The 16,010-nt window shown below is 47.2% G+C and carries 11 protein-coding genes; 5 read left to right on the top strand and 6 right to left on the bottom strand.

All coding sequences use genetic code 11. The features are described from left to right. The 6 genes from B3Z75_RS09765 to B3Z75_RS09740 form a co-directional block, all read right to left on the bottom strand. A partial coding sequence (locus B3Z75_RS09765) for a DsbA family oxidoreductase (protein WP_294070924.1) occupies positions 1-596 on the bottom strand: 596 nt, incomplete at its 3' end. Beyond that, positions 571-3,162, bottom strand: a complete 2,592-nt coding sequence (locus B3Z75_RS09760; protein ID WP_294070921.1) for an ATP-dependent Clp protease ATP-binding subunit — start codon at positions 3,160-3,162, stop codon at positions 571-573. The genes B3Z75_RS09765 and B3Z75_RS09760, both read right to left, overlap by 26 nt. 330 nt (positions 3,163-3,492) lie before the next feature. Beyond that, on the bottom strand, positions 3,493-4,503 hold the full coding sequence (locus B3Z75_RS09755; RefSeq protein ID WP_294070918.1) for a FecCD family ABC transporter permease: 1,011 nt from the start codon (positions 4,501-4,503) through the stop codon (positions 3,493-3,495). Further along, positions 4,493-5,680 carry an ABC transporter substrate-binding protein gene (locus B3Z75_RS09750; protein WP_294070915.1) on the bottom strand — a complete coding sequence of 396 codons (1,188 nt, stop codon included), beginning with the start codon at positions 5,678-5,680 and terminating at the stop codon, positions 4,493-4,495. Before B3Z75_RS09750 ends, B3Z75_RS09755 begins: the two co-directional genes overlap by 11 nt. After that, the gene (locus B3Z75_RS09745) at positions 5,652-6,794 is read right to left on the bottom strand and encodes an AI-2E family transporter (protein ID WP_294070912.1); all 1,143 of its coding nucleotides are present in this window, start codon (positions 6,792-6,794) and stop codon (positions 5,652-5,654) included. The genes B3Z75_RS09750 and B3Z75_RS09745 overlap by 29 nt, the downstream gene beginning before the upstream one ends. Positions 6,795-6,828: 34 nt before the next feature. Continuing rightward, a complete protein-coding gene (locus B3Z75_RS09740) occupies positions 6,829-7,065 on the bottom strand; it encodes a DUF2007 domain-containing protein (protein ID WP_294070909.1) in 237 nt (78 codons plus the stop codon). A 133-nt stretch (positions 7,066-7,198) separates the two neighbouring features. On the opposite strand from B3Z75_RS09740, the gene B3Z75_RS09735 reads away from it, so the two are divergent. The 5 genes from B3Z75_RS09735 to B3Z75_RS09715 form a co-directional block, all read left to right on the top strand. Beyond that, positions 7,199-7,954 (top strand): SDR family oxidoreductase, encoded by a 756-nt coding sequence (locus tag B3Z75_RS09735; RefSeq protein ID WP_294070906.1) that lies wholly within the window; start codon positions 7,199-7,201, stop codon positions 7,952-7,954. A 93-nt stretch (positions 7,955-8,047) separates the two neighbouring features. After that, positions 8,048-10,510, top strand: coding sequence for a S9 family peptidase (locus tag B3Z75_RS09730; protein WP_294070903.1), 2,463 nt, complete (start codon positions 8,048-8,050; stop codon positions 10,508-10,510). Positions 10,511-10,605: 95 nt separating this feature from the next. Continuing rightward, positions 10,606-10,878, top strand: coding sequence for a co-chaperone GroES (locus B3Z75_RS09725; protein WP_294070900.1), 273 nt, complete (start codon positions 10,606-10,608; stop codon positions 10,876-10,878). A gap of 61 nt (positions 10,879-10,939) precedes the next feature. Next, positions 10,940-12,574, top strand: a complete 1,635-nt coding sequence (gene groL, locus B3Z75_RS09720; RefSeq protein WP_294070897.1) for a chaperonin GroEL — start codon at positions 10,940-10,942, stop codon at positions 12,572-12,574. Between the two features lie 311 nt (positions 12,575-12,885). Next, positions 12,886-16,010: TonB-dependent receptor (locus B3Z75_RS09715; protein ID WP_294070894.1), on the top strand; the 3,125-nt coding region annotated here is incomplete at its 3' end.

Genomic DNA, 16,010 nt, shown 5'->3' with positions numbered 1-16,010 from the left:
CCAACAATGGCCTGCCTTCTGTCCATCAGGAAAGTAGGGACGGTGTCGAAGCCGAGGTTGGCAGCCTCCTGCATGTCCTGTTTAATCTCATACAGATAGTCGTCGCTCTTGAGCATCCCGCGGATTTCATTTTCTTCCAATCCGGCCTCTGTGCCTATTGATACGAGCAACTCCCAGTCGCTGTAGTCTTTTGCCTCTTCGAAATAGGCTTTCGACAGTTTCCCCAGTACAACCGTATCCAGCCCTTTCTTTGCAGCCAGTTTAATTAGCCGGTGGGCATCACGCGTATTCGCAGCAATAGCGTTGGGAAGATTAAATGTCACACCCACTTCCCCGGCAAGGTGTTTCACACCGTCAAACATACGGTCGATATTCTCTTCCGGGTACCCGGCCGTTTGGGTTAAATACTCCCTGACGGGGTATCCGTTTCCTTTATCGGGCAGGTTGGGATTAAGCTGGAAAGCCTTCCATACGAGCTCCACTTCATCGGCATGATCGAACTGCTGAAGTGCTTTTTCATAATGTATTTTGCCTATATAGCAGTATGGGCACATGATGTCGGTCCATACCTCAATTTTCATTTTCTTTTTTGCCATTTTGTTGATCTCCATGTAGCACATTCATCACAATCTGTTGTTTCTCATTGTCAAAATCGACCAGCACCGTATCGCCCTCCTTCATGCCGGTACGGATGATGAGTTCGGCCATCTCGTCTTCAATGTATTTCTGGATGGCTCGTTTGAGCGGTCGTGCACCAAACTGCACATCATACCCCTTGTTGGCAATGAATTCTTTTGCAGGCTCTGTAAGGTTTACCTTGAAGCCCAGGTCGCCAATACGCTTGTAAAGACCTGCCAGTTCCAGATCGATGATCTTGTAGATCGACTCTTTGCTGAGCTGGTCGAACATCACAATGTCGTCCACCCTGTTTAGAAACTCGGGCGCAAAGGCTTTGTTCAGTGCCTTCTGGATCACGCTGCGCGAATATTCGGCATCGCTCACATCGTTGCCGGTATTGAAACCTATGCCCCGTCCAAAATCTTTTAACTGCCTTGTCCCGATGTTGGAGGTCATGATCAGGATGGTGTTTTTAAAGTCGATCTTCCGTCCCAGGCTGTCCGTCACATGCCCTTCGTCCATGATCTGAAGGAGGATATTGAAAACATCGGGATGTGCTTTTTCCACCTCGTCGAGCAATACCACGGAGTAGGGGCGGCGTCGTACTTTCTCGGTCAGTTGTCCACCCTCTTCGTACCCCACATAGCCCGGAGGTGCTCCCACAAGACGCGATACGTTAAATTTTTCCATGTACTCGCTCATGTCAATCCGGATAAGATTTTCATGTGAGTCGAACAGGAACTCTGCCAGCTTCTTGGCAAGGTGCGTTTTTCCAACGCCCGTTGGCCCAAGAAACATGAAGGTGCCGATGGGTTTGTTTGGATCCTTCAGTCCCACGCGGTTGCGTTGGATGGCTTTCACGATTTTGTTTACTGCCTCGTCCTGGCCAATCACCTTGCTTTTTAGCACTTCCCGCATCTCAAGCAGCCGCTGTCCTTCAGCCTGTGCAATACGCTGTACCGGTACTCCCGAGATCATGGCCACCACTTCGGCTATTTTCTCTTCGTCCACCATCTCCGGCTTCTCCTTGATCTCCTTCTGCCAGCGCTCTTCTTCGGCTTCGAGTGCCAGCAGCAGCTGCCGTTGTTTGTCGCGGTAACTGGCGGCCAGCTCATATTTTTGCGCCTTTACGGCGTCGGTTTTCTGTTTTTCCACCTCTTTCAATTCCGCCTCCAGGTGTTCGATGGTCTCCGGAATCACAATGTTGGAGATGTGTACCCTTGCCCCGGCTTCATCGAGGGCGTCGATGGCCTTGTCGGGAAAGGTGCGGTCCGACACATATCGGTCCGTCAGCTTCACACATGCCTGCAATGCCTCGTCTGTATAACGCACATTGTGGTGATCCTCGTAACGCTCCTTTATGTTGCGCAGGATCTGTAGTGTCTCCTCCGGTGTGGTAGGGTCGACGATCACCTTTTGGAAACGACGTTCCAGTGCACCGTCTTTCTCGATGTTTTTTCGGTACTCATCCAGCGTGGTGGCACCGATACATTGGATCTCGCCACGAGCCAGTGCCGGCTTCAGCATGTTGGCCGCATCGAGTGATCCGGCAGCACCCCCCGCACCTACGATGGTATGGATTTCGTCGATAAAGAGGATGATGTTTGGGTTTTTAGACAGCTCGTTCAGGATCGCTTTGATGCGTTCCTCAAATTGACCGCGGTACTTGGTCCCGGCCACAATTGATGCCATGTCGAGTGCGATCACTCGCTTGTCGAACAGTGCCCGCGATACTTTTTTCTGAGTGATGCGAAGTGCCAGCCCGTCCACAATCGCAGATTTACCTACGCCGGGATCACCTATGAGCACGGGGTTGTTTTTCTTGCGACGGCTGAGGATCTGTGCGATTCGCTCAATCTCTTTTTCACGTCCCACCACCGGATCGAGCCGGTTTTCCAGTGCAGCGCGCGTGATATCTGTCCCGAAATTGTCGAGTACGGGAGTATCGGATCCGCCGCCCTTAGTCTGGGAAGATGTACCCTGGCCGCCCCCAGGGTTAAAGGATGACTTGTCGTTCATATCCTCGTCGTCGTCGTCCGTAAAGTTGGCGCCCGCAGACGGCGATTGTGCACCGCTGTTGGCTTCTTCATTTTTTCCTTCGGATCGGTTGTCAAGGATACTCTTAATATACAGGAAAGCACTTGAATAATCAAGCTGAAACTGTGTGAGAATATCGTATATCAGGGTACTTTTTTCTTTTAGAAGTGCAAGCAGGACGTGCTCTGAATCGGTCTCCTTGCTTTTTGTGAGGCGTGCTTCGAGAATACTCATCTTTAACGCTTTTTCTGTATTTTTATTGATCACAAGTTCACTTGTTCCGTCGTAGGGTTCCTGGATGGAACGAACGTGGGAGTCGATATAATCCTTTAAGATATGCAAATCGATATCAAAATCCTGTAGTACCTGTATAGCCAGCCCCTCTCCATCGCGGAGGATGCCGAGCATGAGGTGCTCCGGCCCGATGTAGTTGTTCTGAAGCCGTCCAGCTTCTTCACGGCTGTATGCCATTATGTCTCTTATTCGCTGAGAAAAGTTATTGTCCATTATCTTTTTTCCTTCTTCTTTTGCTCTGTTATTGACTACAAATATAAACTTTTTATTTTTTAAACGACCCCAATTATCTTATTTCACCCGGTATCCGGTGGGCTGTTTGTAACATCCATATAACCACTATTTTATATTTTTTAGCGTCGGCAATTGGAATGTCTACTTTCTGTAGGTGCAAAAACAGTGCCAAGTCCTATCTGATTCATTCGTTCTACCCTATGTTAGACAATTGGAAATGTATTTTTGTTCAAAAAAGAACGTTTTCGTTACTGAAGGAGAGGGGGGAGTTTGTGTTGTCTGTGTCGAGCATTTTCTCGCTGTCGCGAACTATAATTTTTTTCTTTTCAATACAATCCATACGATCATGGGCGCACCGAAGACAGCCGTGACGGCATTGATTGGCAAGGTTCTGCCGGCGACAGGGATTTGTGAAACAATATCGCACGTAAGCAGGAGGATACTTCCCAACAGGAGGGTCGCAGGAAGAATCGTTTTGTGATTTACGGTTCCGAAAAAGGCACGGGCAAAATGAGGGATGACGACCCCTACGAACGCAATGGGACCAGTGAATGCTGTGACGGCGCCGGTGATGATGGCAGCAATAGCAATGATAAACACCCGTGCCCGTTTGATATTTAACCCAGTACTCATGGCATAATTTTCACCAAGCAGCAGGCTGTTGAGCGTTTTTTGAAGAAAGCAGGCAAGCATGATGCCGACGGACACAAGCATCAGCAGCAGGGGCATTTTATTCCAGGTGACACCGCCGAGGCTGCCGAAAGTCCATGTGACAAACACCTTTAATGAATCAGGGTCGGAGAAACTCTGTAAAATGGTAACGAGTGCACTTGCAACGTATCCAAAGATCATTCCCAGTACCAGGATGGTGATGGAGTCTTTGATTCTTGCCGATACGCCCAGAATCAGTATCAATACTGCAGCTGCACCGGCAATGGCGGCAACAATCTGCGCCATGCTGCCCATGGCTGCGATGAATGGGTAGACTGCCGTTCCGCTGAGCATGGTAAGCAGTGCTACTCCCAGGCCGGCTCCTGCGCTTACGCCTAGTACGTCGGGACCGGCAAGGGGATTGCGAAAGAGTGTTTGCATCAACAAGCCCGACAGGGAAAGAGCACTGCCGGCGATAACGGCCGTGATGGCTTTTGGTAGCCGGTAGTTCCGGATGATCTCATCGATGATGGTATCGCCTGAAGTGCCGAAGAGAGCGACCCACGCCTCTCCCGGGGAAATGGGGGCATTGCCGGTAAATAGATCGCCGATAAATGCCACCAAAAGCAAAATAATCAACAGGATAAATATGACAGTTTTATTTTTCACGGGCAGACAGCTCTTCCAGAGGCTTAATGTAGGTGAACGAATAATGGGGTAATATCTCCGGATAGGCCGCTTTCACGAGGTCCGACAGAAGCAGGTCGGGGTTGGCAACGGCACTTTCGAAATAATCGTTTCCACCCGAGGGGGTAACCCGGTTGTGATTGTTAAAGACCTGTCTTTTTTTGACCGATTCCAGCAACAGGTATTTAGCATCTTTATCTGCCAGCTCAGCATAGGTGTCGGCTTCGCAACCAAACCAGTAGTCAGCCTTGCCGAACCGGGTTAGTACCGATTCAATATCCAGTCCGATACTGCCGCTTTCCCGATTGTTTTTGAAGAGATAATCGAGTTGAGCATCCCGGAAAAGAATCGCATTAAAGCTCTTTCCGCCCGGTACGTACCACGTTCCCTGGAAATTATCGCCAGTCATCACTGTGTACTGCGTTGATACGTTTTTAATTTTTTCCTGTAGTTGAAGATAGCGATGTTCTATTTCGGTGAAGATGCTGTCGGCCGTTGCCTCCTTATCGAAAAAGGCGGCGATCATCTTAATCCACTCCGCACGGGCAAGGGGAGAGTTTTCCATCCACTCCAGGGAATAGATGATTGGAAATCCCGCATCGATAAGCCGTTCGCTGTAGTTGTCCCGTTGTGCATAAGCAGAGCTGATGACTGCTTGCGGCTTTAAGGCCAGGGTCTTTTCCACGTTGGGATGAAAAGGGTCGCCCAGGTCAGTAATTTCACCCGTTCTCAGCTTCTGCAGGATGCCGGGATGATAGATTCGAAATCCATCTGTTACGCCGGTAATCGCACCCTGTTCATCCAACAAATCAAGAAACGCAAGGTAGGAGAAAGTATTGACTGTGAGTGAGCTCAGAGGTATTTTCAACTTTGTGCCATTCGTCGGCAGTAGCGTTGAACTGTCTCTGTAGAGGTAATAAACGGCATAGGGTTCATTGGTGTTGCTCCAGGGGTTGTGCAAGATCACCCTCGTATAATGGGCGAAGTGGTCAATTTTAAAACCTTTTGCGTACTGTATAACCACAGATGATAGGGGTTTGGCTTCGTCTTCCCTGTTATCTTGATGTTGTCCCGAACGACAGTTCCATGCCAGAAATAAAACCGCACACAAAAGGAACAGAAGCAGCAGTTTATTCTTTCTCAGAGGCATCAGTCTCATTTTTAATTTTAGTTTTCAATTGGGCCGGATCGTAGCCGGGAATTTTCACTTTGCGTGTCTTGTAGCGTGTAGTTACCCGTGGTTGTGCTTTGGAGCCGCGGACATACTCGTGCCGGTACATGTTGAAAAAGAGAATAAACAGGGAGAGTAGCAGGGGGCCGAAAATAACGCCCCAGAACCCGAACATGGGAATTCCGATGAGCACGCCAAACACGGTGATGAGAGGATGGATGTCGGCCAGTTTTTTTTGCAACAGAAAACGTGCTACGTTGTCGACACCGCCAATGATGAAAAAGCCATATAACAACAGTCCGATACCATTTACATAATCGCCGCTCAGCAGTAGTCCGATGCCAATAGGCGTCCATACAATGGTGGTGCCCACCAGCGGAAGAATGGTAGAGAAAGCTGTGAGTATTGCGTAGAGGAGCGCACTCTCCACTCCGAAAAGCAGGTATCCCATGTATGCAAAAACACCCTGTATAATTGCCATAAGGGGTATACCGATGGCGTTGGCCTGAATAATCAGTCGTGTCTCTTCGGCCACTATCTGTTTGTTTTCTTCCTTAAAAGGCAATATCTCCCGGATGGATTTCTCAAACTCATCGTTGCTGAAAAGCATGTAGTATAATACGAAGAGAATCACAATCACATTGATGGCAAAGGAGTAAACGCTGCTTCCCAATGCCTGAAGGATGTTGGTACCTGCTCTTGGAATGGCGGCCAGGTTTTCGGGTGTGAAGATGTTGAAGCCCAGTCTCTCTTCGAGCGAGTCTACAAAGTCGTTTACCTTGGCAAGAATAGCTTCCGGATCAATGGTGATGCCGGAAAATGTGTCAATGACCAGAAAAGCCAGTCCTGTGAGCGGAATAAGTATGAAAAAGAGTACTTCAAGCACAATTAGCAAGGCACTCAGTGATTTTTTTAAGTTGAGCTTTTGGGTTAGAAATTTTTGTTGGCCGTTCACAATCACGTAGAGGGTTGCCGCACCCAGAAAACCACTCATGTAAGGGCGTGTGTATCTGAAGATGATCAGTCCCAACAGGATGATTAGTCCGATCAGGATGTACTTGTACTGAATAATTTTATTTTCTTTCCCGGGCTGTTTTATCATTTCGCTCTGCTACCTGCAAAATTATAAGTTATCATCAAAGAAACTGAAAATCCTCCGGCTTTGCAAATCCGCCCTCGATAAGTGCAGCTTTTGCCTCTTCAAAATCAGATGACCTTACCTGCATCTCGATCTCTCCGAGTGAATACGACAACCTGTTGGCCGTAAGATTCTTCATAAATGTCTCTATTCCCCTCATTTCCATGAAAGTTTGTACAATGGTCACATCGGCAGGAAAAGTGAATGTTTTTACAGTAACGAAACTTTCTTCCATAGCTTCCATAGTTAGTTGTTATAGTTCGCTTTGATTGTGTAAAAATACACTTTTTTTTAGATAAAACAGTGCATAAAGAATTATTTGGCGTAAATTTGAATTTTATTAATCCCATAAACCCGTGCGAAAAACTATGCCTAAAATAGCATTAATTACAGGAGCCACTTCCGGTATTGGTCGTGCTACAGCTCATAAGCTTGGAGAAAAAGGAATGAATCTTATCATCACAGGCCGTCGTGAAGACCGTTTGCTTTCTTTAAAAAACGAACTGGAAGCAGAAAATGTTCAAGTGCTCGCGCTTTGCTTCGATGTGCGAAAGAAGGCCGACGTGGAAAAGGTGCTCGGAGAGCTGCCCGAAGGGTGGAAAAAGATTGATGTGCTTGTGAACAATGCAGGACTGGCAGCAGGCCTTGGCGCGATACAGGATGGCGATATGGACGACTGGGAGCGCATGATTGACACCAACGTGAAAGGTTTGCTTTATGTTACACGAACTGTTGCTCCCGGAATGATTGAACGCAATTCCGGACACATAATCAATGTAGGCTCCATTGCCGGAAAAGAGGTCTATCCCAACGGAAATGTTTATTGTGCTACCAAGCACGCCGTGGATGCACTTACCAAAGGAATGCGCATGGACATGCTGCCCCATAGCATCAAAGTCTCCCAAATTTGTCCGGGCGCAGTAGAGACGGAGTTCTCTCTTGTTCGTTTTCATGGAGATAAGTCACGGGCCGATAAAGTGTACGAAGGGTATGAGAGTCTTGTGGCTGCCGATATTGCAGACTGTATCTGGTTTATTGTTTCCCGCCCTCCTCATGTAAATATCAACGATATGGTCGTGATGCCTGCAGCGCAGGCGTCGGCGACCATTTTTCACAAGATTTAAAATCTCTGGAGTTGAAACGGACATGATAATCGCCCAACCAAAAGATCATACAGGGTATCTTTGGAATAATAATATTATTATTATTATCATCGTATGAAGGCCCGTTTATTCACCCTTTTTTTAATAATGACTGCGTTATTGCAAGCACAAGAGAAAATAGTATATCAGACTCCACCGCCAGAGATCCTGGAGTTGGTGGATATAGACAGACCCCCCGTGGTGGAGATGGACAGTAAAAAAGAACAGATGTTGTTTTATTACAGAAGTACCTTTAAGACTCTTCCCGACCTGAATCAGCCGGAATTGCGCCTTGGGGGACTGCGAATTAATCCCGACGCCAACATCTCAAGTACGCTGACTTATTATCACGATATCCGCTACCAGAAAATCACGGAGCGGGAGATACATTGTATCGGGGGGCTGCCGGAACAGGCACGTATTGCTTATATCTCTTTTTCTCCCGACGAGACAAAGATTGCATTTACTCACACGGTACGCAATGGGGTTGAGTTGTGGATTGCTGATCTGGAAACATTGACAGCTGTGAAATTAACAAATTCTGTGTTAAATGCCAACGCCGGTATTCCCTATACCTGGTTCCCTGACAGCAAGAGCCTGCTGGTGAGGGTGATACCTCAGGGTCGGGCGCCGCTCTCCGATAAAAAATCAGCACTCCCCGCAGGGCCTGTTGTGTCGATCAGCGACGGGCAGGTCTCACAAAATCGTACCTACCAGGACCTGCTGAAAAGTCCGTTGGACGAAGCAAATTTCGAAAACCTCATGACCTCAGAATTATACAAAGTGGGGATTGACGGAACAAAGTTGGTCTGGAAGGAAGCAGGTATGTATGTAAGCGAAACGTTTTCACCCGATGGAACGCACCTGTTGCTGACCACGCTTTCACATCCCTTTTCTTATGAGGTTCCTTACTACAGCTTTCCCAACGAAACAGATATATACACTGCCGATGGCCAGTTTTTGATGAGGTTCAGCCGGCAGCCGCTGCTCGACAAGCTCCCCGTGGGATTTATGGCTACCTTTGAAGGCAAAAGAAGCATCCACTGGCGTGCCGACAAACCGGCAACCCTCGCCTGGGTGGAGGCGCTGGACAAGGGCGATCCGGAGGTGAAGGTGTCTTACCGCGACGAGTTGTTTCAGCTTGACGCTCCTTTCACGGATAGTCCATTTTCGGTGATGAAGATGAACAACCGTTTTGCCGCTATCAGGTGGGGAGACGACCGGTACGCAGTGGTAATTGACAGGTGGTGGAATACCCGTAACAGCAAGATGTACCTGTTCGATCCCTCTGATCCAAAGAGGCTTCCCCGCATCATTACCGACAGAAACTATCAGGATATATACAGTGATCCCGGCACACTTCAGGTAGAAAAAAATGAGTGGGGCGCTTATGTATTGAAGATAGACGGACACACTGCCTACCTTTTTGGTGAGGGCTATACTTCTCGAGGTCAATTTCCATTTGTTGACGCTCTCAATCTGAAAACTCTGGAAAAGAACCGGATTTATCAATCCTCTGTCACAAGTAAGGCCGAAGATTTGATTTCGTTTGTCGACAGCAAAGCGGGCACATTGATCACTCGCATCGAGTCACCCACTGAATACCCTAATTACTATATCCGGAACATCAAAGGAAAAGTTGCCGATATTCCGCTTACTTCGTTCGGGAATCCGTTTAAAAGTATTGAAGGGATTCACAAAGAGGTTATCAACTACAACAGGCCAGATGGTGTGGCGCTTACCGGGACATTGTATCTGCCTGTCGGTTATGACAGGGAGAAGAAGGAGAAATTACCGTTGATAATGTGGGCTTACCCCACCGAATACAAGGATAAAAAAAGTGCCGGGCAAAGTGCGGCCAATCCCAATACCTTTACTTACCTCTCTTACGGAAATCCCATTTACTGGGTGACACGAGGATATGCAGTACTCGACGATGCTTCTTTTCCCATCGTAGGCGAAGGGGAGGAGCAGCCGAACGACACGTTTGTAGCTCAGTTGGTGGCCAATGCCAAGGCAGCCATAGATGCAGTAGACGCACTGGGATATATAGACAGGAGGCGTGTGGCTGTTGGCGGACATTCCTACGGAGCTTTCATGACAGCCAACTTGCTGACTCATTCCGATCTTTTTGCTGCCGGAATAGCCCGAAGCGGGGCCTATAACCGCACGCTCACCCCTTTCGGTTTTCAGAGCGAGGAACGAAGTTATTGGGACGCACCGGAGGTGTACAACAGCATGTCGCCTTTTATGCATGCCGACAAAATGAAAACACCTTTGCTACTCATTCATGGTGAAGCCGATAATAATTCCGGAACTCATACCCTGCAGAGTGAACGTTATTTTCAGGCACTGAAAAGCTTTGGTGCGCCAGCGCGACTGGTGATTCTGCCACTGGAAAGTCACGGGTACGCAGCGCGGGAAAATGTGCTTCATCTTTTATGGGAGCAGGATCAGTGGCTGGAGAAATATCTAAAAACTGAAATTATGTCAGAAAAGCTGACAGATTCATCGGCAGATTTTTTTATTTCAGATTGAAACAGGCTCATAATTAAATTTGGCACAGAATTCGCATTTCAGCTTATGTCAATTAGATCAATAATATCTATTATATTAACATCAACTTAAGGAATATGAACATTAAACCATTGGCAGACAGAGTGCTGGTAAAACCGGCTGCTGCAGAAGAAAAAACAGTAAGCGGAATTATCATTCCAGACACAGCAAAAGAAAAACCTTTGAAAGGCGAAGTTATTGCTGTAGGTAAAGGTACGAAAGATGAGGAAATGGTCGTGAAAGAGGGCGACAAGGTATTGTATGGTAAGTATGCCGGAACTGAAATTGAGATAGAGGGCGTACAACACCTGATCATGCGTCAGTCTGACATCCTGGCAATTCTTTCCTGATCATACAGATCAATGTAACTCAATCAATCTTGCTTTTACAAACAATTAAAAACAAAATAAAATGGCTAAGGAAATTAAATTTAACATGGATGCCCGCGACCTATTGAAAAAAGGCGTGGACGAATTGGCAGATGCCGTGAAGGTAACATTGGGTCCAAAAGGTCGCAATGTGATTATTGATAAAAAATATGGCGCTCCTCAAATTACCAAAGACGGTGTAACTGTTGCAAAAGAGATAGAATTAGAAGATTCCTTCCAGAATATGGGAGCTCAGCTGGTGAAGGAGGTAGCTGCAAAAACAAACGATGATGCGGGTGACGGAACCACTACGGCTACTGTTCTGGCTCAGTCAATTATTGGTGTGGGATTGAAAAACGTAACAGCCGGTGCCAATCCGATGGATCTGAAACGGGGTATCGACAAGGCGGTTGAAAAGGTGGTTGAAAGCCTGAAAGAACAAGCCGTGGAGGTAGGAGACGACCTTAAGAAGATTGAAAACGTGGCCAAGATCTCTTCCAACGGAGACGAAACCATTGGCAAGCTGATTGCAGAAGCCATGCAGAAGGTAAGCAAAGAAGGGGTTATCACCGTGGAGGAGTCGAAGGGTACCGACACCTACGTAGACGTGGTGGAAGGAATGCAGTTCGACCGCGGATATATCTCTCCCTACTTTGTAACGGATACGGAAGCCATGGAGGTGGATTTTGAGAATCCGCTGATTCTGATTCACGATAAGAAGATCTCTGCCATCAAAGATCTGCTGCCTATTCTTGAAAAAGGCATACAGACCGGAAAGCCTCTGTTGATCATCGCGGAGGATATCGACTCTGAAGCATTGACTACATTGGTAGTGAATCGTTTACGCGGGTCGTTGAAGATCGCTGCCGTAAAAGCTCCCGGCTTTGGAGATCGCAGAAAAGAAATGCTGGAGGACATTGCCATCCTCACAGGCGGTGTGGTTGTTTCGGAAGAAAAAGGACTTACGCTGGAGAATGCCACTCTCGAGATGCTGGGTAGCGCCGAGAAGGTGACCATTGATAAGGATACCACCACGATTGTGAATGGTGTAGGCGAAAAGGCTGCCATTGAAAGCCGCATTGGTCAGATCCGTGCACAAATTGAGAAGACAACCTCCGACTACGATCGCGAAAAGCTGCAGGAGCGTCTTGCCAAGCTTGCCGGTGGTGTGGCAGTACTCTACGTGGGGGCAGCCTCGGAGGTAGAGATGAAAGAAAAGAAAGACCGTGTGCAGGATGCACTCTCCGCTACCCGTGCTGCCGTGGAGGAAGGTACTGTTCCCGGAGGAGGCGTCGCCTACATCCGCGCTATCGATGTCATTGATGGTATGAAGGGTGAAAACGAAGACGAAACCACCGGTATTGAAATTGTTAAGCGTGCTATCGAGGAGCCTCTACGCCAGATAGTGGCCAACGCTGGTAAAGAAGGTGCTGTTGTGGTGCAGAAAGTGCGGGAAGGAAAAGCAGATTTCGGCTACAATGCTCGCAGTGATCAGTATGAGAACCTGTATGAAACAGGCGTGATTGATCCTGCCAAGGTTACCCGCGTAGCATTGGAAAATGCCGCTTCCATTGCCGGTATGTTCCTCACCACAGAGTGTGTGATTACAGATAAGAAAGAAGAGAACCCTGCTCCGCAGATGCCGATGGGCGGTGGCGGTATGGGTGGAATGATGTAACCAAATCTCCTATCTTCTGAGCGATTTTTTAATTGCAAATAGAAAAAGCGTATAACTGAAAATGGAAATGAGTAAGTTATACGCTTTTATTTGTGTAAAAAATAGTTTAAACCGTGCAGATTGTTGCAATTTGATTTCTTTCCGGTCTAATTAATGATAATTTGAATTAAAAACGTGAGAATCAGTTTTATTGACTGCATGAAGAAGATGAAAATCGCAACAAAAAGGTAACAATTATTAGATAAATTTATACTACTTTTGTCTGGAAATTCATTCTATTATTCACAACGTATAACTTAAACATTGAATTTATGGTAAAAAGAGTGAGGTCGATAGCAGTAATCTTTTCATTGCTGCTGGCTACTGTATTGAATGCGCAGGTAACAACTTCCAGTATGAGTGGACGTGTTACCGATGCTGAGGGGGCTGTTATCGGTGCAACGGTGATTGCCACACACCAATCTTCAGGAACAACTTATGGTACGGTAACCAACTTGGAAGGCCGCTTTAACCTAAACGGTATGCGCGTAGGCGGACCTTATACCGTAGAAGTTTCTTACATCGGGTATGGTACAAGTACAACCAACAACATTACGTTGAGCCTGGGTGAGAACTATGTATTGAATGTGGTGCTCTCAGAAGAAGCCACTTCGTTGGATGAGATTGTGGTTACGGCACTTCGCACCAAATTCTCCACAGAGAAAACGGGGGCAGTGACCAACATTACCAATGACCAGATCGCTAATTTACCTACTGTAAGCCGTAGTATCATGGACGTTACCCGCCTTTCACCTTATGGAGGAAATGGAATGAGCTTTGCCGGCACCGATGGTCGTACGGCCAACTTTACGGTTGATGGAGCTAATTTCAATAATAACTTCGGTCTGAGTGACCGGCTTCCTGGTGGAGGTAATCCTATCTCTCTTGAAGCGATTGAAGAATTGCAGGTTGTTATCGCTCCATACGATGTTCGTCAAACCAACTTTATCGGGGGCGGTGTAAACGCCATTACTAAATCGGGTACAAACACCTTCAGAGCCAGCGCGTACACCTATCATAGGAATGAAAACATGCGCGGTGATGCGGTGAAGGGGCAGCAGATTCAGGGAGCCCGTGAAAAAGACCGTAATACCACTTATGGGTTTACCATTGGTGGCCCTATTATCAAAAATAAACTGTTCTTCTTCGTAAACGGTGAGATGGCCAAAACACCCACCATCGCTAATCGTTGGAGAGCATCCACAAATGGTGTTGCCGTTCCGGACAGCTATATCTCCCGCACAACAGAAAGCGACCTGAAAAGAGTTTCTGATTTCGTGCGAAGTGAATATGGATACGAAACGGGTTCCTACACCAGCTTCCCCGCCGACGAAAGCAACACCAAGCTGTTGGCTCGTTTGGATTGGAATATCACCAACCAGCATCGTCTGGCTTTGCGTTACAACTATACGAAGAACCTTTCGTGGATATCACCCAATGCAACCTCCATGGACGGGGGTACCCGTGTGTCGGAGGCCCGAATGTCTAAAGCCTCCATGGCATTTGCCAACTCGATGTATTCAATGGACAACCTGGTTCATTCTTTCTCTTTCGACTTGAATAGCCGCTTGTCCGACAACCTTTCTAACCAGTTTCTGGCCACATTCTCAAAGCTTGACGATCTTCGTGGAACCAATTCAGCAGAATTCCCTTTCATCGATATTTTGAAAGATGAACAAGCCTATATGTCTCTGGGATATGAGTTGTTTACCTGGAACAACGGTGTGCACAACAATGTATTGAACATTAAAGATGAGTTGACCTATTATCTGGGGAATCACAAGATCATAGGTGGTATCGCCTACGAGTATAAGATGGCTGACAATGCTTATATGCGTAACGGTACCGGATATTATCGCTACACGAGCCTCGACGACTTCTTAAACGGAGGGGTGCCTGAAATTGTAAACCTTACGTATGGCTACGATGGAGAGAGCAATCCTGCCGCTCGTGTAAGAAGTAATAAAATTGGCCTGTATGCTCAAGACGATTGGAGTGTGAGCGGAAAACTAAAACTGTCATACGGACTTCGTATCGATGGACTTTTCTTCAACAACAACGACCTGATGACGAACAAGGCGATCTACGATATTGATTATTCCGGCCGTCATATCGACACCGGTAAATGGCCTTCTGCAAGTGTTATCCTCTCTCCGCGTGTGGGTTTTGTTTGGGACACATTTGGCGATAGGAACCTGAAGGTGCGAGGAGGTACCGGTCTCTTCTCTGGAAACCTGCCTCTTGTATTCTTCACCAATATGCCTACCAATGGTGGAATGGTGCAGTATCAGGCACAAATAAATGCTGCTACCAAGGTCTTTGATGGTTACAAAGGTAAGTTTACGGAGGACGATAAAGGGAATAAATATATTGACATGACGCAGTTTGCCGGCGGCCTTGTGACAGATGCCAATGGAAAAGCGACCATCTCTGCCCTTTATAACAAATTGGCTTCATTGGGTTATCCTACAACCATTTCACCCGAAGACGGGACAGTTCCTTCCGCTATTGCGGCTGTAGATCCGGATTTCAAAATGCCACAAGTATGGAAAACCTCGCTTGCTGTTGACTATGCATTCCCCACACCGTTCCCGTCTTCTGTGACGGTAGAAGGAATCTTCAACAAAACCATCAACGGTGTTTCTATTTCCGACTGGAGCATTCCATCGGTAGGTGGTTTTGCCCGTTTCAACGGCGTGGACAATCGCCCGATTTATCCCGATGGTTATCGTACCGGTACGAAGGCATTTGTGCTGGAAAACACCAGTCGGGGTTATGGCTGGTCGACCAATATCACCCTCAACGCGCAACCAACAGAATCGCTCAGTCTGATGGCTGCCTATACGCACATGGTTGCTAAAGACGTAACCGGTATGCCCGGATCGAACGCTGAATCTGCATTTACATATGTTCCAACAGTAGAAGGTCCCAACCACATCAAGCTACACAATTCCCAATACAACACTCCCGATCGTCTCGTGGCTTCGTTGACTACCCACGATAAGAGCGGTAATCACTATAGCCTGATCTATGAAGGATGGCGCGGTGGGGCAAACTATTCCTACATGATGGTTAACGATATCAATGGCGACGGTTACAATTACGATGCAATTTACGTACCTACTGACGATGAAGTCGCAAAGAACCAATTCCGCTTTGTTTCCCCCGATGACCAAACCCGTTTTATGGACTATGTGCATGCCAACAGTTATTTGAAAAACCAGCAAGGAAAGTATGCTGAAGCCTATAGCGTTTACTCACCTTGGGTGCATCGTATCGACTTTAGCTACAAACACGATTTTGTTGTCAATACAGGCAAGGACAAGCATAAGCTACAGCTTAGCCTGGATGTCAAAAACGTGATGAACCTGTTTAACAATAGTTGGGGTGTGGCCAA

It is taken from the genome of Proteiniphilum sp. UBA1028 (assembly GCF_002316955.1).
Classification (GTDB): Bacteria; Bacteroidota; Bacteroidia; order Bacteroidales; family Dysgonomonadaceae; genus Proteiniphilum.
This window is presented reverse-complemented; position numbering and strand designations above follow the sequence as displayed.